The organism is Flavobacterium terrisoli (assembly GCF_030167905.1).
In the GTDB taxonomy this organism is placed as follows: Bacteria; Bacteroidota; Bacteroidia; order Flavobacteriales; family Flavobacteriaceae; genus Flavobacterium; species Flavobacterium terrisoli.
Genome location: NZ_JARGNA010000004.1, coordinates 205,859 through 224,944 on the forward strand (window position 1 = coordinate 205,859; position 19,086 = coordinate 224,944).

The following is a 19,086-nucleotide window of genomic DNA, read 5'->3' on the forward strand; positions in this document are numbered from 1 at the left end:
ATTTGTCAGGTTTTTGTGCAAATACTATCGACAAACGTAACACAACTCGTGGTTTAAAGAGTTTTTTATCCGTTTAACGATTTTTGAATTGTAGCTGAAGTATTGTTCTTAGCTTTGAATTACAATATCAACTACCACAATGATTATTATATGAAAAATATTTTCAATCCAGTATACCGGGAAGATTACCTAGAAGGCTATTCACTCGGACTCAATCCATACATGAAAATTGCAGATAATAAAAGTGAAGCCTATAATTTTGGTTTCAAACAAGGAAGGTTAGATTATGAGAGGATGAACGGAAAAGTAGCCTATGGCATTCCGCAATTGATCGTCACCAACAAGGTTTTAGAAGATTTTCTGTTAGCCGGAATGTTGGGAATGGATATAGATTCTGAAGGTTATACCGCTTTCCAAATTGATGTAATCCAGAAATGGTATCAAAGCGGAGTAGAGAAATACAACGCAACACAGAGTAGTTATCTGCTCTCCATATTAGAACAAAACGGCATTGAAATTGCCTGACAAATACCCCTGACTTTTACAAAATTCTGATGCTCTCTCATCAGAATTTTTTATTTTGTTTCATAACGGTAACCTCGATTTCAATTTTCATGCGGCTATCGGCTAAACCGGCAGCAATCATTGTCGCTGCAGGTTTGCTTTCTCCAAAATATTTGCGGAGAATCGGCCAGCATTTCTTAAAATCATTGGCGTTTGGAACAATATAAAGCACCCGAACCACATCGGTGATGTCAGCATCAGCTTTGGCTAATGCAGATATGATGTTCTTAAAACATTGCTCCGTTTGTTCTTCAATATGTTCCGAAATACTCATGGTGTCATAATCAAAACCAGTCGTTCCCGATACAAAAACCCAATCGCCCTGAACCACTGCACGCGAATAGCCTATTTCGCTTTCAAAGGTTGAACCTGAACTGATGAGTTGTCTTTTCATAACTTTAATTTTTGGTTTATTCGAGCATCAACTGCATGATTTGGGAATGCAGCCAGCGGTCGAATTTAAATCCGGTTTCTTTAATCACCGCAACGGTTTTAAAACCAAATTGCTCGTGAAAAGTAACACTACTTTGGTTTTCGGAGTCAATCACCGCAATCATCGTGTGCAGTTTTTGCTTTTTGGCCAAAACAATCAAATTACTCATGATCACTTTTCCGATGCCTTTCCCATGAAAATCATTGGACACATAAACCGAATGTTCTACGGTAAACCGATACGCATCACGAAAACGAAATTCGCTGTAATAGCCAAAACCAACTACTTGATGGTGTACGGTTGCCACAATTATTGGAAAGCCTTTCTTCAATTTATCCTCAAAAATGGCTTCCTGTTGTTCCAAAGTACGCGGATGATAATCGTATAAAGCCGTGGAGTTTAAAATGTTGTAATTTAGAATCTCCACAATGGCTTGTGCGTCTTCTTTTCGGTAAGGTCTGATACTGATTTCCATCGGATAAAAAAGTGAACTCAAAAGTAATAAAACTATTCAATAGTATTGAAAAACAGGCACAACTTTGTACATTTGTAATCCATAACAAACAACAATGATTTATCCCAAAATACCCTTGGCACAGAGCATTATTGAAATATGCAATGCCAAAGGAGTTCACGATATTATTATTTCGCCCGGTTCGAGAAATGCGCCGTTAACCATTGGCTTTACCAACAATCCCAAATTTAATTGTTACAGTATTGCTGATGAGCGTTGTGCCGCATTCTTTGCCTTGGGAATTGCCCAGCAAAAAAGAAAACCGGTAGCGGTAGTTTGTACATCCGGCTCGGCTTTGCTCAACTATTATCCGGCTTTGGCAGAAGCTTTTTACAGCCAGATTCCGTTTATTGTGATTTCAGCTGACAGGCCATTTGACAAAATCGACATTGGTGACGGACAAACCATTCGCCAGGAAAATGTCTTTATCAATCATTCCTTATACAATGCCAATTTACTCGAAGAAGCTTCGGAAGAAAACGATGTGTTTATCAATGAAGCCATTAACGTAGCCATAGCGCACAAAGGTCCGGTGCATATCAATGTTCCTTTTGAGGAACCACTGTACCAAACCACCGGCAAATTGTCTGTTGATGTTAATGTCACCGGTTTGTTTAGAGTACACCGCTTGGTAAGGGTTGAGGATATTATCGCTTTTTCCACTTTGTGGAACCACAGCCAGAAAATTTTAGTTTTGGTAGGTGAGTGCGCACCCAATTCGATTGAACAAAAATGGATTGATCAATTGGCGTCCTTTCCATCGGTGGTTGTGATGACAGAAACTACTTCCAACTTACATCATCCGTCATTTATCAATAATATTGATACTTTGATTACACCGTTTACCGAAAAGGAATTCACAGAATTACAGCCGAGAATACTCGTTACTTTTGGTGGTATGATTGTGTCTAAAAGGGTAAAGGCATTTTTGAGAAAATACAAACCAAGGCACCATTGGCACATTGATGAATTGAGAGCTTACAATACTTTTGGCATATTGACCAAACATTTTGTGGTAAGCCCAAATCAGTTTTTTGCCCAATTCTTTCCTCATTTGAAAAAAATCGAAAGCGATTATAAAACCACTTTTGAAACCATACACAAAGACCGAAAAGAAAAGCACAACGAATACCTTTCTAAAGTTAAATTCTCAGATTTGAAGGTTTTCGAAAGTGTGATATCGTCTTTGCCAAAAAATATTCAATTGCAAATCAGCAACAGTGCAGCAATTCGTTACGCACAGTTATTTGATATAGATACTTCGATACAGGTATTCTGTAACCGCGGAACCAGTGGCATTGACGGAAGTACATCCACGGCCATCGGCGCAGCGGTTGCCAGCGACAGGCCAACTGTTTTAATCACCGGAGATGTTGGATTCTTATATGACAGCAATGCACTTTGGAACAATTATATCCCAAAGAATTTCAAAATCATATTGGTCAATAATGGCGGCGGCGGTATTTTCAGGATACTTCCCGGTCATCAGGAAACGGAAACATTCAATACCTATTTTGAAACTTCACATTGCCTGACAGCAGAGCATTTGGCCAAAATGTTCCAATTTGATTATAGCATTGCCAGTAATGAAGAAACTTTATCCAAAGGGTTGAAACAATTGTTCAGCAATAACGACAAACCTGCAATATTAGAAGTATTTACGCCAACAAAGGACAACAACAAACTGTTATTGAACTATTTTAAAGCATTGGTCTAAATTTATATCTTTACTAAATGAGCCAAACCAATAAACTAAAAATATTCAACGATCCGATTTATGGGTTTATAACTATTCCCAATTCATTGGTGTATGATTTAATCCAGCATCCTTATTTTCAGCGTTTGCGTCGTATTTCCCAAATGGGAATGTCATATTTGGTTTATCCGGGCGCGCATCATACGCGTTTTCACCATGCGCTTGGTGCGATGCACATGATGCAAAGAGCTATTGAAGTACTCCGATTTAAAGAGGTTGCCATTTCAAAAGAAGAAGAAAATGCCTTATTGATTGCTATTTTGTTGCACGATATTGGGCACGGGCCGTTTTCACATGCCATGGAACACAGCATTGTGGAAGAAGTCAATCACGAAGCCATCTCGCTTTTGTTTATGAACAAGCTAAACGAAGAGTTTGAAGGTCAGTTGAGTCTGGCGATCCAGGTTTTTAAAGGTGAATACCACAGGAAGTTCATGCTGCAGTTAATTTCAAGCCAGCTCGATATGGACCGGATGGATTATCTGAAACGCGACAGTTTTTATTCAGGCGTTGCGGAAGGAAACATCAATTCCGATCGTTTGATCCAAATGATGAATGTGGTTGATGATGTTTTGGTGATGGAAGAAAAAGGGATTTATTCGATTGAAAAATTCCTGATGGCACGCCGATTAATGTATTGGCAAGCCTATTTGCACAAAACAAGTTTGGTCGCCGAACTGACATTGACCAAGACTTTGCAAAGAGCCAAAGAACTACTCAATAAAGGAATCGATGTGGAATGCAGCCGTCCGTTGAAGTATTTTATGGAGCATAAAGTTACCCTTGAAAAATTTTCAACTCATGATTTAGATACTTTTTCTCAATTAGATGATTTTGATATTGTTAGCGCTTTAAAAGTTTGGCAGTTTCACTCCGATTTTATCCTGAGTAGCCTTAGCAAAATGATCATCAACAGAGATCTTTCTAAAATCAAACTCAACAGCGAAAAATTCCCTGTTGAAGTGTTACAGGAGATGACAGCCCGATTTGCGAAAGAGAACAATATCACCATTCAGGAAGCCAAATACTTTATCTTTAAAGGGAAGATTAAAAATCAGGCCTATAGTAAAGACGCCGAGCCAATCCGTATTTTGAAGAAAGATAGAACGATAGAAGATGTTGTTGAGGCTTCGGACCAATTGAATTTGAAAGCGTTATCCAAACCGGTAACGAAGTATTTTATCTGTTTTCCAAAACTACTTGCGGAAATTTAACATTAAAATTGTTTTTTTTATACTTTTGTCGGGATGAAACGAGCTAATAATATTTTGATACAATCATTAAAAATTGCCTCTGGCGAGTTCCATCTTATACCTATTAAAAATATTATAGCATAAGATGAAATTTACAGCAGCTCAAATAGCAGGAATTCTTGAAGGCGAAGTGGTAGGAAACCCGGAAGCCGAAGTATTCAAATTGTCAAAAATCGAAGAAGGAACTGAAGGTTCGCTAACATTTTTAGCCAATCCGAAATACCTTAATTATATCTACTCAACCGAAGCTACCATTACGATTGTCAATGCTACTTTTGAACCCGAAAGCGAGATAAAAACCACCTTGATAAAAGTGGAAGATGCCTATCAGTCATTTTCTAAACTCCTTGAATATTACAATCAGGTAAAGCTAATGAAATCAGGGATTGAACAACCTTCTGTGATTTCGGAAGATGTGACTTACGGAGAGAATCTATACTTGGGCAGTTTCAGTTATATCGGAAAGAACACCATCATTGGAGCCAATGTAAAGATTTACCCCAATTCATTCATAGGCGACAATGTTACCATTGGTGACAATACCATTCTTTTTGCCGGAGTTAAAGTCTATTCAGAATCAGTAATTGGAGCCAATTGTACGCTTCATTCCGGAGTCATTATAGGTTCAGACGGTTTTGGTTTCGCCCCAACAGAAGACGGAACTTACAACAAAATTCCACAAATCGGAAATGTCATCCTTGAAGATTATGTTGACATTGGTGCCTGTACGACTATAGACAGAGCTACTTTGGGTTCAACCGTTATCCGAAAAGGCGTAAAGCTCGATAATCATATTCAGATTGCACATAATGTTGAAATAGGAGAGAACACCGTTATCGCCGCACAAACCGGCATTGCAGGATCAACCAAAATAGGAAGCAATTGCATGATTGGCGGACAGGTTGGGATTGCAGGTCATTTGACCATCGGCAATAACGTTCGCGTTCAGGCGCAATCAGGCATTGGAAAAAATATAGCTGACGGTGAAACGATACAAGGTTCACCAGCATTTAATTATGGTGACTACAGCAAATCGTATGTTCATTTCAGGAATTTGCCAAAGATTGTAGCCGACCTTGAAGAATTGAAAAAAACAAACAAATAAACTAAACTTAAATAAGCATACCAATGGTTAAACAGAGAACCATCCAAAACGAAATTTCCCTTACTGGTGTTGGACTACACACAGGAAAAGAAGTAAAGATGACTTTTAAACCCGCGCCGGTTAACAATGGCTATACTTTTGTCAGAGTTGATTTAGAAGGAAGCCCGATTATTGAAGCGGACGCTAATTATGTGGTGAATACCCAAAGAGGAACCAACCTTGAAAAATTAGGCGTAAAAATCCAAACATCCGAACACGTACTTGCCGCTTTTGTTGGCTGCGATGTGGATAATGTCATTATTGAGTTGAACGAGTCTGAGCCACCAATTATGGATGGTTCTTCGAAGTTCTTTGTTGAAGCTATAGAAAAAGCAGGTATTGTTGAGCAAGATGCGGAAAGAAACTATTATGTCGTAAAAGAAGTAATTTCTTTTATGGATGAAGCTACCGGAAGCGAAATCCTTGTGATGCCTTCTGATGACTATCAAGTGACTACGATGGTTGATTTCGGGACCAAAGTTTTGGGCACCCAAAATGCTACCTTGAAAAATATTTCAGATTTTAAAACTGAAATTTCAGACGCAAGAACCTTTAGTTTCCTTCACGAATTAGAGACTTTGCTGGATAATGGACTGATCAAAGGCGGTGATTTGAATAACGCCATTGTATATGTTGACAAAGAGATTTCTGAAAAAACAATGAACAACCTGAAAGTGGCTTTCGGGAAAGACAATATCTCCGTTAAACCAAATGGTATCCTGGATAATTTGACTTTGCATTATCCTAATGAAGCCGCACGTCATAAATTGCTTGATGTCATTGGTGATTTGGCCTTAATCGGAACCCGAATCAAAGGTAAAGTTATTGCCAACAAACCAGGGCATTATGTGAATACGCAGTTTGCCAAAAAATTATCCAAAATTATTAAGATTGAGCAAAAGAATCAGGTTCCTGTTTATGATCTGAATGCGGAGCCATTGATGGATATTCACCAAATTATGAATACCTTGCCACACCGTCCGCCATTTTTATTCGTTGACCGAATTATTGAAATGTCAGACAGTCATGTGGTTGGTTTGAAAAATGTAACAATGAATGAGACATTTTTCGTAGGCCATTTCCCTGGAGCACCGGTTATGCCGGGCGTTATCATTGTGGAAGCCATGGCTCAGACTGGTGGGATATTGATCCTGAGTTCGGTTCCCGATCCGGAAAATTACCTGACATTCTTTATGAAAATAGACAATGTGAAGTTCAAGCACAAAGTACTTCCGGGTGATACTTTAATTTTTAAATGTGATTTGATTACGCCAATAAGAAGAGGAATTTGCCATATGGCAGCGAAGGCTTATGCTAACGGAAAGTTAGTGGCCGAAGCTGAACTAATGGCGCAAATAGCCAAAAAACAATAATATATGAACCAACCGTTAGCTTATGTACATCCTGGTGCGAAAATCGCTAAGAATGTCGTTATAGAACCTTTTACAACCATTCACAATAATGTCGTTATTGGCGAAGGAACTTGGATAGGTTCCAATGTGACTATCATGGAAGGCGCACGAATCGGAAAGAATTGTAACATCTTTCCTGGTGCCGTTATCGCTGCTGTGCCACAGGATTTAAAATTTGGTGGAGAAGACTCACTGGCCATTATTGGCGACAATTCCACTATCAGGGAATGTGTGACCATCAACCGTGGAACCATTGCTTCAGGACAAACCGTAATCGGAAAGAACTGTTTGGTTATGGCAACGGCTCACATTGCGCACGATTGTCATATCGGTGACAACGCTATCATTGTAAATGGTGTTGCTTTAGCCGGTCACGTAATCGTGGGGAATTATGCCATTATTGGTGGTTTAGCCGCGATTCATCAGTTTATCCACATTGGTGATCACGCGATGATTTCAGGTGGTTCATTGGTGCGTAAAGACGTTCCGCCTTATACCAAAGCGGCAAAAGAACCGCTTTCGTATGTTGGAATCAATTCAGTTGGATTGAGAAGAAGAGGATTTACTTCAGAAAAAATCAGGGAAGTACAGGATATTTACAGAATATTGTACCAAAAAAACTATAACACTTCACAGGCCATGGCCATCATTGAAGGTGAAATGGAAGCAACACCTGAACGTGACGAGATTCTTGATTTCATCAGAAACTCCTCAAGAGGAATTATGAAAGGATATTCAGGATCTTATTAAAATCCCAATTTTTTAAACAAATAAAACGAATTACCAAATTAACAAATACACATTACAATGGCATCTACATCAGATATTAGAAACGGATTATGCATTAAGTTCAATCACGATATTTATAAAATCATCGAATTTCTTCACGTTAAGCCTGGTAAAGGTCCGGCTTTCGTAAGAACCAAATTGAAATCTTTAACCAACGGTAAGGTATTGGACAATACTTTCTCTGCAGGTCACAAAATTGACACGGTTAGAGTGGAAACCCAGAATTTCCAGTATTTATATGCTGAAGGAAATCAGTTTCACTTTATGAATACCGAAACTTATGAGCAAATTACCTTGGATAAAAATATCCTTGATGCACCTGATTTATTGAAAGAAGGAACAAACGTAATGGTTCAGATCAATACTGAAACCGATTTGCCACTTTCTGTTGATATGCCGGCCTCTATTGTTTTGGAAGTAACTTATGCCGAACCTGGTGTAAAAGGAAATACAGCTACCAATGCGACTAAACCTGCAAAAGTTGAAACCGGTGCTTCTGTAAACGTGCCTTTGTTTATCAATGAAGGTGATAAAATCAAAATTGATACGGCTACAGGTTCATACATGGAGCGTGTAAAAGAATAATTAATTTGAAGATCAATCGATTTGAAGATTTGAGGATTGTTAAGTTTTCATTTTCAAATTACCAAATTTTCAAATTTTCAAATTCAATAAATGAAGTTTCCAAGAATACATACACTAAAAGAAATCGCAACCATCATCGGATGTCAATATGTTGGCAGCGATGATTTTGCTGTTCATGGCATGAACGAAATTCACGTAGTTGAACCGGGTGATATCGTTTTTGTGGATCATCCAAAATACTATGACAAAGCCCTGCAATCGGCAGCGACCATTGTTTTAATCAACAAAGAAGTCGATTGTCCTGAAGGTAAAGCCTTGTTGATTTCAGATGATCCGTTTAGGGATTTCAACAAACTGACCACACATTTCCGACCATTTATCGCTGCGAATGCCAGTATTTCGGCTTCTGCCAAAATAGGGGAAGGAACAGTGATTCAGCCTAATTGCTTTATCGGGCACAATGTAACCATTGGCAAAAACTGTTTGCTTCACGCCAATGTCATTGTGTATGACAATACCGTAATTGGCGATAATGTAATTATACATTCTGGAACGATTTTGGGTGCCGATGCTTTTTATTATAAAAAACGTCCGGAAGGTTTTGACCAATTAATTTCCGGCGGAAGAGTAGTCATTGAAGATAATGTTGGATTAGGCGCTTTATGTACGATTGACAAAGGCGTTACAGGAGATACAACCATCGGAGCCGGAACTAAAATTGATAACCAAGTGCATGTTGGGCATGATACCCTTATTGGAAAAAAATGCCTGATTGCAGCCCAAACCGGAATTGCCGGTTGTGTTGTCATTGAAGATGAAGTTACCCTTTGGGGACAAGTTGGTACAACGAGTGGTATAACCATCGGAAGCAAAGCGGTTGTTTTGGGACAAACCGGCGTTAGCAAATCCATTGAAGGCGGAAAAACTTATTATGGAACGCCAATTGACGAAGCGAGAGAGAAAATGAAGCAGTTTGCCAACCTCAAAAAAATACCAGAAATTTTAAATAAACTAAAATAAATATGAGCGCTAAAGATATCGTTCAGGAATTTTACAAATCAGATGTATTGTTAGACGCTGATAAAGTCAAAGCTTTATTGCATCCGGATGTTGTTTTGGAATGGCACAGTAGCAAAGGTTTTTTGAAACTCAAAAAAAACCAGATCGTCGACTTAAGCATTGAATTTGGCAAAGCCTATCTTCGTTCCAAAAGCAGGATTTCACACATCCTTGTAGATGGGAAGACGGTTTCCATTCGCTATTCCCATTATGTAAAAACCATTGAAAACCCAAGAGAAGAAATGCTTTTGGCTCATTTCATGGTGATCTGGGAAGTTAAAGACGATAAATTATACCGAGGCTATCAGATGAGCCAACTATAATTAGTAAAAAAACTGAGCACTAATTACTCAACACTGAACACTATTTTATACTTTTGCAACACAAAAAATAAACACAAATAAACAAACACAAACATGAGCGTTTTAGTTAATAAAAATTCAAAAATAATAGTACAAGGATTTACAGGAAGTGAAGGAACTTTCCATGCTTCTCAAATGATTGAATACGGTACCAATGTTGTTGGTGGTGTAACACCGGGAAAAGGTGGTTCAACCCATTTAGATCGTCCGGTTTTTAATACCGTAAAAGATGCTGTAGACCAAGCCGGAGCTGATACTTCAATCATTTTCGTTCCGCCGGCTTTTGCTGCCGATGCTATTATGGAAGCTGCTGACGCGGGAATCAAAGTAATCATTGCCATTACTGAAGGTATTCCTGTGGCAGATATGATTAAGGCTTATGATTTTATAAAAGGTAAAAACTGCAGATTAATCGGTCCAAACTGTCCCGGAGTAATCACTCCTGAAGAAGCAAAAGTAGGTATCATGCCGGGCTTTGTTTTCAAAAAAGGAAAAGTTGGGATTGTATCTAAATCGGGTACATTAACTTATGAAGCAGCTGATCAGGTGGTAAAGCAAGGATTGGGAATTACAACCGCCATCGGTATTGGTGGTGATCCAATCATTGGAACAACGACTAAAGAAGCGGTTGAATTGTTAATGAACGATCCTGAAACCGAATGTATCATCATGATTGGTGAAATTGGTGGTCAATTGGAAGCAGATGCAGCTCATTGGATTAAAGCTGACGGAAACCGCAAACCGGTAGTTGGGTTTATTGCTGGTGAAACGGCTCCAAAAGGAAGAACAATGGGTCACGCCGGTGCTATCGTTGGTGGTTCTGATGATACTGCGGAAGCTAAAAAGAGAATCATGAGAGAATGTGGCATCCACGTGGTAGATTCTCCTGCTGAGATTGGGAAAAAAGTAAAAGAAGTGGTGGGTTAATCATCATCATCATCAATATTTTAAATTTAAAACCTTACGTTCGTGAGGTTTTTTTTATATTTACACGCAACTATTTTTGCAGATTTGCATCATACAATAAACCTTTAACTATGAGAAAACTATTCTTTTTAATTGCTTTATTTTCCCTTGACCATTCTTCCTTTGCCCAAATCATCAATATTCCTGATCCTGTCTTTAAAAGTAAGCTACTTAATAGCACGGGAGAATTTTCAGATGCAAATCACAATAATATTGTTGTTGACGCCAATCAAGATGGTGAAATCCAACTCAGTGAAGCGCTTCAGGTGCATACCATATATTTTAATAATTATCAGCCTTATGTTACTAATATGACTGGAATAGAATATTTTGCCAATTTAGAAAGATTGTTTTTAGAGAGCGCAAATTTAACCACGCTTGATCTATCAGGTATGAGTAATTTGATTCAGGTGTCCTATTACAATAACAATGGTCAGAACGACTTGGCAAGTATTAATTTAACCGGGCTTACAAGTCTTGAGAACTTGCAAGTTGAAAATTGTATGTTGACCTCATTAGACCTTAGTGGTTTGACTAATCTTAAATACCTTTATTGTGATGATAATTTATTGACTACTCTTAATCTACAGGGTTTACCTAATCTTGAGATTTTGGAATGTCGCAATAATCAGTTGACCAATTTAAATCTCTCCAATCTTACCCATTTGAGAATAGTGCATTGTTGGTATAATAACCTGACCCAAATGCAATTAAATAATCTGCCTGCTCTGGAAACCCTTTATGTAACAGGAAATGAATTGAATACCTTAGATTTGTCAGACTGTAATACCATAACATTCCTTGAATGCAGCGATAACCTTTTGACAAGTTTAGATGTAACTAATTTAACCCAGTTGACCGGTGTTTATTGTAGCGATAATTTACTAACAACCATCGATGTAACTACAAATTCCCTTTTAAACTATCTTCGGTGTGAGAATAACCAATTGGTTTCGTTATTTTTAAAAAACGGACACGATTTTGTTCAGATTCAATTAGAAAACAATCCAACATTAACGTATATCTGTACTAATGATAATCAAGTCGCCGGATTCCAAAACTATGTTACTAATATTTTAGGTTATACCAATTGTCATGTAAACTCTTATTGTTCTTTTACTCCGGGTGGCACATTTTATACCATTCAAGGAAATAATAGATATGATATGGAAGGAAATGGTTGTGGCATTAATGATATCAACTATCCTAATTTAAAATTCTCAATTGCAATTGGAACCAACATCGTAGGAATGGGAATTTCAAATAATTTAGGTTCCTATTCCATACCGCTTCAGGAAGGCACTTATACAATAGCGCCAATATTTGAAACTTCAAATTATTTTAGTGTAACTCCAACAGCAGTAACCGTTGATTTTCCAACAGATGCCAGCCCATTTATAGAGAACTTTTGTATAACACCAAATGGAATCCATAATGATTTGGAGGTTACTTTATTACCACTGGGAGTTGCCAGACCTGGTTTTGATGCTGAGTATAAAATCATTTACAAAAACAAAGGTACACAGGCACAAAGTGGTTCTGTAAACTTAACATTTAATGACGCAGTTTTAGATTTAGTTACTTCAAATCCAATTGTAAACAGCCAATCCACAGATAATTTATCTTGGGATTTCAGCAATTTGCTTCCTTTTGAAACCAGAGAAATCCTGGTGACACTAAATATAAATTCACCTATGGAAATCCCGGCAGTAAATAGTGGTGATATTTTAAATTATACTACTGCAATAACTGCAGCAACTGACGAAACACCGAATGACAATACATCAGTATTGAACCAAACTGTATTTAATTCGTTTGACCCGAATGACAAAACCTGTTTGGAAGGCACAACGATTACACCAAGTATGGTTGGCGAATATGTTCATTATGTTATCCGTTTTGAAAATACCGGAACTTTCCCCGCTGAAAATATCGTAGTAAAAGATATGATTGACACAACCAGATTTGATATCACTTCTTTGATTCCTCAAAGTGGCAGCCATCAGTTTGTAACGAGAATTACCAATACCAATCAGGTGGAATTCATTTTTGAAAATATCAATCTGCCATTTGACGATGCCACTAATGATGGTTACGTAGCGTTTAAGATCAAAACCAAACCAACATTAGTCATTGGTGATACTTTCAGCAATAGTGCCAACATTTATTTTGATTATAATTTCCCGATTGTAACCAATACAGCCACAACAACTGTTCAGGCATTGGCCACACAGGATTTTGATTTCAGCGTTTATTTTAGTGTTTATCCTAATCCGGCTGATACGGTTTTAAACCTGAAAGCACAATCTGAAATAGGAGTGAAGTCTATCAATATTTACAATGCACTTGGGCAAATTGTAATGGCAATACCAAATGCAGAAAGTGTTTCTACTATTGATGTTTCCGATATTCAATCCGGAACTTACTTTATCAAAGTCAACACCGATAAAGGAACAGCCAATACCAAGTTTATTAAGAAATAAAAAAAACTCCCGATAATCTCGGGAGTTTTTGTTTTAATTCGGAAAAGGATTCGACCATTTCGTATCGGCATATACATTGGTTCCTGATAAGGTTCTTATAAAAGCGATGACTGCGTTGACTTCCGGAGCGGTTAAATGAAGTTGCTGCCCAAAACCATTTGGCCGCAATCGCTGGTCAAGATTGGTATTTCCGGGTGCTAAATTTATCGTTCCATAATGACCAATCGCGGCTTGTAAAGTAGCAATGACTCCGGTATGCATCATCGGTCCATTTGGCGTGCCATCAACTTTAACCAAATCACGCAACGATGGTGCTCTGGTATTGGTAATGTCAATTCCGGTGCCGTTTAAAACACCGATGATGCCATTGTTTCCGGTATTGGGATTGATGTCAAATTCCGGCGGCGCATGGCAACCGGCACAGCCTAATCCGCCTGAGGTTCGATTACCCGTCGCATCAAAAACAGGTGGCATTAAAAACAGGTTTTTACCTTGGTTTTCCTGAGCCGTAAAATTGGCAAATGGTTGGCCATCATTAGCGGCTTGTGCTCTTCCGATATCGTATTTACTGTCAAAAGACTGAATACTTCGGATGAATTGTGCCAAAGCCAATTGGATTTTATTTTCGGTAATTTCCTCGCTGCCATAAACAAATTGGAACAATTCTCTGTAATATCCAATAGCACTTAGTTTGGTGATCAAACCGCTAAAAGGTTCGTCTCCGTTAGTACCGCTAAAACCCATTTCACCATGGTCTTTTATCGGCATCGTGGTTTGGGTTTCCAAATTAATCGCGCGTTCATCCCAAAAGAATTTACTCTCGTTGGCAAAACGGGTATTGATCAAACGCATTGAATGTCTGCCGGTAGTGCCATTAACACCGTTACTGGCCATATTGGTATCGCTGAAAGCATTGGCTTGTTGATGGCAACTCGAGCAGGAAATGGTATTGTTGGCCGAAAGATTTTTGTCATAAAACAAAACCCTTCCCAAAGTGGCGCCTTTATCGGTGATTGGATTTCCGGCTGTGTTGTCTTTGGTAATATAGGCCGGAACAAACTGATTGGCATAATTTTGAAGGCTTTCCGGATTGATGTTGCTTCCGAAAGTTGCTCTTATATTGGCATAAGGATCGATTTCAACATATTCTGTGTCATCACTGCCGCAAGAATAGGTGAGCGCGATGAGGAATAAGGCACTGATTTTTTTATACATAAGTCGGCTTTATTTTTTTACTACAATTTTAAAAGTCTTATCGTCTTTTCCGCTGGATACTTTAACAAAATAAATGCCGTTATAAACAGTAGACAAATCCAAGATGCAAAGTGTACTTCCCTGTAGAATTTCATTGGTTTGAATAATTTTTCCCAATTCATCAATCAAAGTCACTTTCAGATTGTCTTCGGGCATATCCGTTTGAATGGCAATAAAATCCTGCGCCGGATTTGGATACATTTTAATATTCAAATTGGATAAATTAAAATCGGCATTGTCCAAAGTGTATTGCGTTGTAGATTCGGTTATTGAAGTGACTTTCACAGCCGTTTTGTTGCCATAGAACGTTGGTCCGACAGCATAAGGATAAGCCGAATTGTGATTGGCATCTACCGTGGCAAAATAACAATAGATTCCCAAAGGATATTCCGGTGTTACACAAAAACGTCCGTTGTGGACATCCAAATAACTCGCATCAGAAGGATGTGCTACATATTCATAATCTTCCCTGAAATAGCCCAAAGGATAAGTGGCACTAACGGCAGGACCATCAGTTACATTGGTACCATCGGCATAATGCGTTCTGGTTGTGATATTTCTCAATTGGTAACTTGATTTAATTCTGACAATTCCTCCGGTTCCATCGGCATTGGCATAACCATAGGCACCATAAATAGGGAAACCATCATACGCAAAACCAATCAATGGTGAATGTTGAGCTGTATTGATGACATACAAACCATCAGATGGATAAGTGTCACAAACGGTTGAAATGACTAACAAATCTAAATTAAAAGCACTCGGATTTTGATGGTGATGGTAATTGCCCATGGCAGGATGCGCTTTGGCACAATCAAAACCAGCACGCTCGGCCGGAATAGCATCACGATTCCAAACCCCATCGCCCATACACATTCCTGTTGGTCCGCCACACATTTGACTGCTCACATTTCTCCATGAAGCGCCATCACGATAGTCAAACAAGGCCACACCGTTTTTGAATAATCCGATGTTTCCTCCGGTGGTTGCCGTTGGCGTTCCTGTATTTTGTGTTGGATTTAATGGCATTTTAAAAATAGCACCGTTCTGAGAAGTGGCAAGTGATGGATTTCCATCTAAAAACGGTCCGGTGATATAAGCCGGAATACCATTGGTAGTCACATAAACCCAATTGGTCGAATATTGCACCGTCTGTACATTCGCCAAAACTGCATCAGTAATCGGTGTTGGATTACCCGAAACATAATGACGACCGGTTATTCCTATGGTGTTACGTAACCATTGTGTAATGATTGGATTAGTTTGCGCAGAGACAATACTTTGCACCATCAGTAATGAAAATAATAATACGCTTTTCATAAGAAGTGAATTGGTTGGTTATAGTTTTAGACGACAGAACATTTTTATTCTTGCGGCACTTTTTAAATTTATTTTTTTGGAAAGCTAAATCGTTGATCAAAAAGGAATTCCATATCGCTTAAGGTCTTTAAAAAAGCCTCCAAATCCACACGGTCATTATCTGATAGATTCATAGGTTTGACTAATTCATTAAGCAGATTTTCACCGTGGCCTAGGGAATTGTAATGCTTTATGACTTCGTTTAAGGATTTGAATCGACCATCGTGCATATAAGGAAAAGTGAATTGGATGTTTCTTAAAGTTGGAATTTTAAACTTCAATTTGTCTTCTTCTTTATTGGTGATTTTCATTCGTCCAAAATCTTTTAAATCCTTATCAATAGCCAATCCGTTGTTTTCAAACCGGTCACTGCTGAATAACGGTTCGGTATGACACGAAGCGCAATTCGTTTTGAATAATTCATAACCGTTTTGTTCCTGAGCAGTGAATGCTGCTTCATTGCGCATTACTTTGTCATACTTCGAATTCGTTGATTTGAGTAATACTGTAAATTGTGCTAAGGCTTTTAGCAATCGTTGACTGGTGATTTTATCATCCCCAAAAGCTTTGGCAAATAAACCTCTGTATTTTTGGCTTTGCTGTAATTTGGCAATCACAGTTGTAAGCTTTTCATCCATTTCGTTGGGGTTTTCTATAGGATTAATCGGTTGCACTTCAAGGTTATTGACACCGCCATCCCAATGAAAACTTTTGGCCCAGGCCAAGTTGATTAAGGCCAAAGAGTTTCTGGTTCCGACTTTTCCATCAATGCCATGACTTAAATCATGGTCAACATGAGTGAAACCGGTCGCTTGTGCGTGGCAACTCGAACAGGAAATAGTGTTGTCACGGGAAAGAATAGGGTCGTAGAATAAATGCCTACCCAATTGAAAACCTTCTTCGGTTAATGGATTTTTGCTAAAATCGTATTTGGGTTGTGGCCAATTTTTGGGCACTTCAAAATAAACTGGTGTGGTCAATTGGTTGGAAAAAGCCAAGCAAATTAAGACAATCAGTCCTAATAACGAATAGTATTTCCAGTGTTTTCTCATTCCAAATAAAACATTTTAGTGCTGATATCTGCCAATTCCATAGCCATTTTTCCGGGAATCATGACCGAATTGGTTTGAGCCAAATTCATTTCCGCTAAAAAAACGGCTAAATCAATTCCTATAGTAACATTGCCACTTTGATTGACCGTGATAACTTTTTTCCTCATCGAATAATAGGGCTGGAGATAACCGCCCAAATGAAACTGGAACTGGTTTTTCCTTGTTTTGCAACTCGGGCTTTTGCCTTCAATTTTTATATTGATATAACCGCTTTGCCACGCCCAATACATGCCTTTTATTGGATCTAAATCTCCGTCTAAGGCTCCGGAAGTATTGGTTGTACTGTCAATACCAATGTTAAAAACAACTTTGGAAATCATTTTATCATTGGCTCTGGCAACAGGTATAAACAACGAATTTGGGTTTTCTGAATCGAGTAGGTGATAGCTGTTCTTTTCTTTAAAAACCGATTTATCTGCATATTGTATTTCGATATTGGAAACATAACATTTGAAAGTGGAAATCGCTACTGTATCTTTATTAGAAGTGATGTATTGTTTATTGAGTTCCAAAGGGAATTGGTCAAAATTGATTTTGAAATTAATGCTCAACGAGTCCTTTTTTTGCCCAAAAGAGGAAAGACACAAGAATAAGAATATGACCCAATTTATTTTAGTCATGTCTTGGTCCGCGTGGTTTTGGCCCAAATATTCTGGACAGTTCTTCGGTCAGTGCCTTGAAATCTTCTTGCTGCTCCGGTTTGCAAAGCTTCTTAATATCCTCAAAATGCTTGAAATGCGTTTCTTCGATTTGCTTCTGATATGAATTCAATAGCGCAATCAAACTGTCTTTTGTTTTTACGTTGATTTCAGTTTCATCCAATCCTGAATACAATTCATTTTTTGTTTGACGAATGCTATCATCTAATCGGTTGATTTCACCACGATGCCAATGAATCAGTTTTTCATAAGCTGTTTTCTGATTGGCATCAAAATGTAATTTTTCGATGATAATCTCTTTAGGCTTGGGTCTTCCTTCATGCGGTAATCTATGGTCTTTCGGACCATTCAAAAACAGAAATCCTAAAGTTCCCAAGTTGAGCAACAATAGCCCAATGACACTGATTGTTAATAATTTTGTTCTTTCCATGACTATTAATAAAGCTGATTGCTTTTGTTTAAAGTATTTTCTAAATAAACCGTAGCGGTATTCTCTTTTGTTTTTACTTCATTGTTTAACAAAGTAATGTTGAGCAACACCAAAACAGCAATGGAAGCGGCTACCAGCCAAACGGTGGTTGGTGGCACACTGTCTTGTTGTTTGATTTTCCTTTGGATTTTGGACAATAAATAGTCACCCGGCGTAACTTGTGTCATTCCGTTAGTACTGTTTAGTACTTTCTGTATCCAATTCTCTTTTTCCATATTTGTTTAGACGAAAGTTATAATTTTTTCTTGCGGTATTGTGTAAATTTTTCTGCTAATGTTGACTGAAGTGATGCTTTTGCCCTGAAAACCAACGATTCCACGGAAGAAATACTGAGTTGCATAATTTCTGCAATCTCAGGATTACTCAAGCCATCAAGCTTAGACAGTAGGAAAGCGGTCTTTTGATTTTCGGTTAAGGTATTGATGACTTCAAATAGTATTTTAGCTTCTTCCTGATTTTCCATCAGGATTCCCGGATGCTCAAAAGTCGCTGTGTTTAGGTATTCCTGTTCGTTTTGACTCTTTCTGCCAAAAATAAAAAAGCGCTTCCGGCTGTTTTTCTTTTTGGTGAAATCCAGGCATTGGTTTATCGCAATGCGGTAAATCCAGGTTTTATAGGAAGATTTTTGATTGAAATTTTCGAACGAATGATAAACTTTGACAAATACGTCCTGAGTCACTTCTTCCGCATCTTCAATACTTTGCAAATAATTCAATGCCACATTGTACACGAGCGTTTTATACTCGTGATACAACTTTTCGAAAAGGATTTGATTATTTGGCATTTGCAATTTTAAGATTTCTTTAGGACACTCAGAAATAACAAAGGTTTAAATGTAATCTAATTTTTTTCAACGTATAAAATATTCCTATATTTGAACTTTCATAAAACA

At 38.1% G+C, this 19,086-nt stretch carries 20 protein-coding genes; 11 read left to right on the plus strand and 9 right to left on the minus strand.

Going from position 1 to position 19,086, the window contains the following annotated elements:
* Nucleotides 1-150: 150 nt before the first annotated feature.
* Entirely contained in the window at nt 151-525 is a 375-nt protein-coding gene (locus tag P1K33_RS06725) for a hypothetical protein (RefSeq protein ID WP_284652148.1), read from the plus strand.
* 40 nt (nt 526-565) lie between these two features.
* Here P1K33_RS06725 and P1K33_RS06730 read toward each other — a convergent pair whose 3' ends face one another.
* Both P1K33_RS06730 and P1K33_RS06735 read right to left on the minus strand, forming a co-directional pair.
* Nucleotides 566-958, minus strand: a complete 393-nt coding sequence (locus P1K33_RS06730) for a RidA family protein (protein ID WP_284652149.1) — start codon at nt 956-958, stop codon at nt 566-568.
* A gap of 16 nt (nt 959-974) precedes the next feature.
* Nucleotides 975-1,472, minus strand: coding sequence for a GNAT family N-acetyltransferase (locus P1K33_RS06735; protein WP_284652150.1), 498 nt, complete (start codon nt 1,470-1,472; stop codon nt 975-977).
* Nucleotides 1,473-1,566: 94 nt separating this feature from the next.
* Here P1K33_RS06735 and menD point away from each other — a divergent pair, with 94 nt between their 5' ends.
* The 10 genes from menD (at nt 1,567) to P1K33_RS06785 (ending at nt 13,320) form a co-directional block, all read left to right on the plus strand.
* On the plus strand, nt 1,567-3,228 hold the full coding sequence (gene menD, locus P1K33_RS06740; protein ID WP_284652151.1) for a 2-succinyl-5-enolpyruvyl-6-hydroxy-3-cyclohexene-1-carboxylic-acid synthase: 1,662 nt from the start codon (nt 1,567-1,569) through the stop codon (nt 3,226-3,228).
* A 17-nt stretch (nt 3,229-3,245) separates the two neighbouring features.
* Nucleotides 3,246-4,481: an HD domain-containing protein gene (locus P1K33_RS06745; protein ID WP_284652152.1), complete on the plus strand. Its 1,236-nt coding sequence runs from the start codon at nt 3,246-3,248 to the stop codon at nt 4,479-4,481.
* 124 nt (nt 4,482-4,605) lie between these two features.
* Nucleotides 4,606-5,625, plus strand: coding sequence for a UDP-3-O-(3-hydroxymyristoyl)glucosamine N-acyltransferase (lpxD, locus tag P1K33_RS06750; RefSeq protein ID WP_284652153.1), 1,020 nt, complete (start codon nt 4,606-4,608; stop codon nt 5,623-5,625).
* Nucleotides 5,626-5,648: 23 nt separating this feature from the next.
* The gene (locus tag P1K33_RS06755; protein ID WP_284652154.1) at nt 5,649-7,037 is read left to right on the plus strand and encodes a bifunctional UDP-3-O-[3-hydroxymyristoyl] N-acetylglucosamine deacetylase/3-hydroxyacyl-ACP dehydratase; all 1,389 of its coding nucleotides are present in this window, start codon (nt 5,649-5,651) and stop codon (nt 7,035-7,037) included.
* A 3-nt stretch (nt 7,038-7,040) separates the two neighbouring features.
* Nucleotides 7,041-7,826, plus strand: a complete 786-nt coding sequence (gene lpxA, locus P1K33_RS06760) for an acyl-ACP--UDP-N-acetylglucosamine O-acyltransferase (protein WP_284652155.1) — start codon at nt 7,041-7,043, stop codon at nt 7,824-7,826.
* 57 nt (nt 7,827-7,883) lie between these two features.
* Nucleotides 7,884-8,450, plus strand: coding sequence for an elongation factor P (gene efp, locus P1K33_RS06765; RefSeq protein ID WP_284652156.1), 567 nt, complete (start codon nt 7,884-7,886; stop codon nt 8,448-8,450).
* Nucleotides 8,451-8,540: 90 nt separating this feature from the next.
* Nucleotides 8,541-9,470, plus strand: coding sequence for a UDP-3-O-(3-hydroxymyristoyl)glucosamine N-acyltransferase (locus P1K33_RS06770; protein ID WP_284652157.1), 930 nt, complete (start codon nt 8,541-8,543; stop codon nt 9,468-9,470).
* 2 nt (nt 9,471-9,472) lie between these two features.
* Complete coding sequence (locus P1K33_RS06775; RefSeq protein ID WP_284652158.1) at nt 9,473-9,832, plus strand: nuclear transport factor 2 family protein; 360 nt, start codon at nt 9,473-9,475, stop codon at nt 9,830-9,832.
* 93 nt (nt 9,833-9,925) lie between these two features.
* On the plus strand, nt 9,926-10,798 hold the full coding sequence (gene sucD, locus P1K33_RS06780) for a succinate--CoA ligase subunit alpha (RefSeq protein ID WP_284652159.1): 873 nt from the start codon (nt 9,926-9,928) through the stop codon (nt 10,796-10,798).
* Nucleotides 10,799-10,908: 110 nt separating this feature from the next.
* On the plus strand, nt 10,909-13,320 hold the full coding sequence (locus P1K33_RS06785) for a DUF7619 domain-containing protein (protein ID WP_284652160.1): 2,412 nt from the start codon (nt 10,909-10,911) through the stop codon (nt 13,318-13,320).
* Nucleotides 13,321-13,353: 33 nt separating this feature from the next.
* On the opposite strand, the gene P1K33_RS06790 is transcribed toward P1K33_RS06785, so the two are convergent.
* The 7 genes from P1K33_RS06790 to P1K33_RS06820 form a co-directional block, all read right to left on the minus strand.
* Nucleotides 13,354-14,535, minus strand: a complete 1,182-nt coding sequence (locus tag P1K33_RS06790) for a cytochrome-c peroxidase (protein WP_284652161.1) — start codon at nt 14,533-14,535, stop codon at nt 13,354-13,356.
* Between the two features lie 9 nt (nt 14,536-14,544).
* Complete coding sequence (locus P1K33_RS06795; protein ID WP_284652163.1) at nt 14,545-15,894, minus strand: YHYH protein; 1,350 nt, start codon at nt 15,892-15,894, stop codon at nt 14,545-14,547.
* A 68-nt stretch (nt 15,895-15,962) separates the two neighbouring features.
* Nucleotides 15,963-16,985 carry a cytochrome-c peroxidase gene (locus P1K33_RS06800; protein ID WP_284652164.1) on the minus strand — a complete coding sequence of 341 codons (1,023 nt, stop codon included), beginning with the start codon at nt 16,983-16,985 and terminating at the stop codon, nt 15,963-15,965.
* Nucleotides 16,982-17,596 (minus strand): MbnP family protein, encoded by a 615-nt coding sequence (locus P1K33_RS06805; RefSeq protein WP_284652165.1) that lies wholly within the window; start codon nt 17,594-17,596, stop codon nt 16,982-16,984. Before P1K33_RS06805 ends, P1K33_RS06800 begins: the two co-directional genes overlap by 4 nt.
* A 61-nt stretch (nt 17,597-17,657) precedes the next feature.
* Nucleotides 17,658-18,134: a hypothetical protein gene (locus P1K33_RS06810; protein ID WP_284652166.1), complete on the minus strand. Its 477-nt coding sequence runs from the start codon at nt 18,132-18,134 to the stop codon at nt 17,658-17,660.
* Between the two features lie 5 nt (nt 18,135-18,139).
* A complete protein-coding gene (locus P1K33_RS06815; RefSeq protein ID WP_284652167.1) occupies nt 18,140-18,409 on the minus strand; it encodes a hypothetical protein in 270 nt (89 codons plus the stop codon).
* A 17-nt stretch (nt 18,410-18,426) separates the two neighbouring features.
* A complete protein-coding gene (locus tag P1K33_RS06820) occupies nt 18,427-18,978 on the minus strand; it encodes an RNA polymerase sigma factor (RefSeq protein ID WP_284652169.1) in 552 nt (183 codons plus the stop codon).
* Between the last annotated feature and the right edge of the window lie 108 nt (nt 18,979-19,086).

Bases quoted from the DNA above. Each gene is read 5' to 3' on its own strand.
- P1K33_RS06800 (WP_284652164.1), bottom strand. From the start codon at position 16,985: ATGAGAAAACACTGGAAATACTATTCGTTATTAGGACTGATTGTCTTA.
- P1K33_RS06795 (WP_284652163.1), bottom strand. From the start codon at position 15,894: ATGAAAAGCGTATTATTATTTTCATTACTGATGGTGCAAAGTATTGTC.
- menD (WP_284652151.1), top strand. From the start codon at position 1,567: ATGATTTATCCCAAAATACCCTTGGCACAGAGCATTATTGAAATATGC.
- P1K33_RS06790 (WP_284652161.1), bottom strand. From the start codon at position 14,535: ATGTATAAAAAAATCAGTGCCTTATTCCTCATCGCGCTCACCTATTCT.
- lpxD (WP_284652153.1), top strand. From the start codon at position 4,606: ATGAAATTTACAGCAGCTCAAATAGCAGGAATTCTTGAAGGCGAAGTG.
- lpxA (WP_284652155.1), top strand. From the start codon at position 7,041: ATGAACCAACCGTTAGCTTATGTACATCCTGGTGCGAAAATCGCTAAG.
- P1K33_RS06755 (WP_284652154.1), top strand. From the start codon at position 5,649: ATGGTTAAACAGAGAACCATCCAAAACGAAATTTCCCTTACTGGTGTT.
- P1K33_RS06735 (WP_284652150.1), bottom strand. From the start codon at position 1,472: ATGGAAATCAGTATCAGACCTTACCGAAAAGAAGACGCACAAGCCATT.
- P1K33_RS06820 (WP_284652169.1), bottom strand. From the start codon at position 18,978: ATGCCAAATAATCAAATCCTTTTCGAAAAGTTGTATCACGAGTATAAA.
- P1K33_RS06745 (WP_284652152.1), top strand. From the start codon at position 3,246: ATGAGCCAAACCAATAAACTAAAAATATTCAACGATCCGATTTATGGG.
- P1K33_RS06770 (WP_284652157.1), top strand. From the start codon at position 8,541: ATGAAGTTTCCAAGAATACATACACTAAAAGAAATCGCAACCATCATC.
- sucD (WP_284652159.1), top strand. From the start codon at position 9,926: ATGAGCGTTTTAGTTAATAAAAATTCAAAAATAATAGTACAAGGATTT.
- P1K33_RS06730 (WP_284652149.1), bottom strand. From the start codon at position 958: ATGAAAAGACAACTCATCAGTTCAGGTTCAACCTTTGAAAGCGAAATA.
- P1K33_RS06725 (WP_284652148.1), top strand. From the start codon at position 151: ATGAAAAATATTTTCAATCCAGTATACCGGGAAGATTACCTAGAAGGC.
- P1K33_RS06775 (WP_284652158.1), top strand. From the start codon at position 9,473: ATGAGCGCTAAAGATATCGTTCAGGAATTTTACAAATCAGATGTATTG.
- efp (WP_284652156.1), top strand. From the start codon at position 7,884: ATGGCATCTACATCAGATATTAGAAACGGATTATGCATTAAGTTCAAT.
- P1K33_RS06785 (WP_284652160.1), top strand. From the start codon at position 10,909: ATGAGAAAACTATTCTTTTTAATTGCTTTATTTTCCCTTGACCATTCT.
- P1K33_RS06815 (WP_284652167.1), bottom strand. From the start codon at position 18,409: ATGGAAAAAGAGAATTGGATACAGAAAGTACTAAACAGTACTAACGGA.
- P1K33_RS06810 (WP_284652166.1), bottom strand. From the start codon at position 18,134: ATGGAAAGAACAAAATTATTAACAATCAGTGTCATTGGGCTATTGTTG.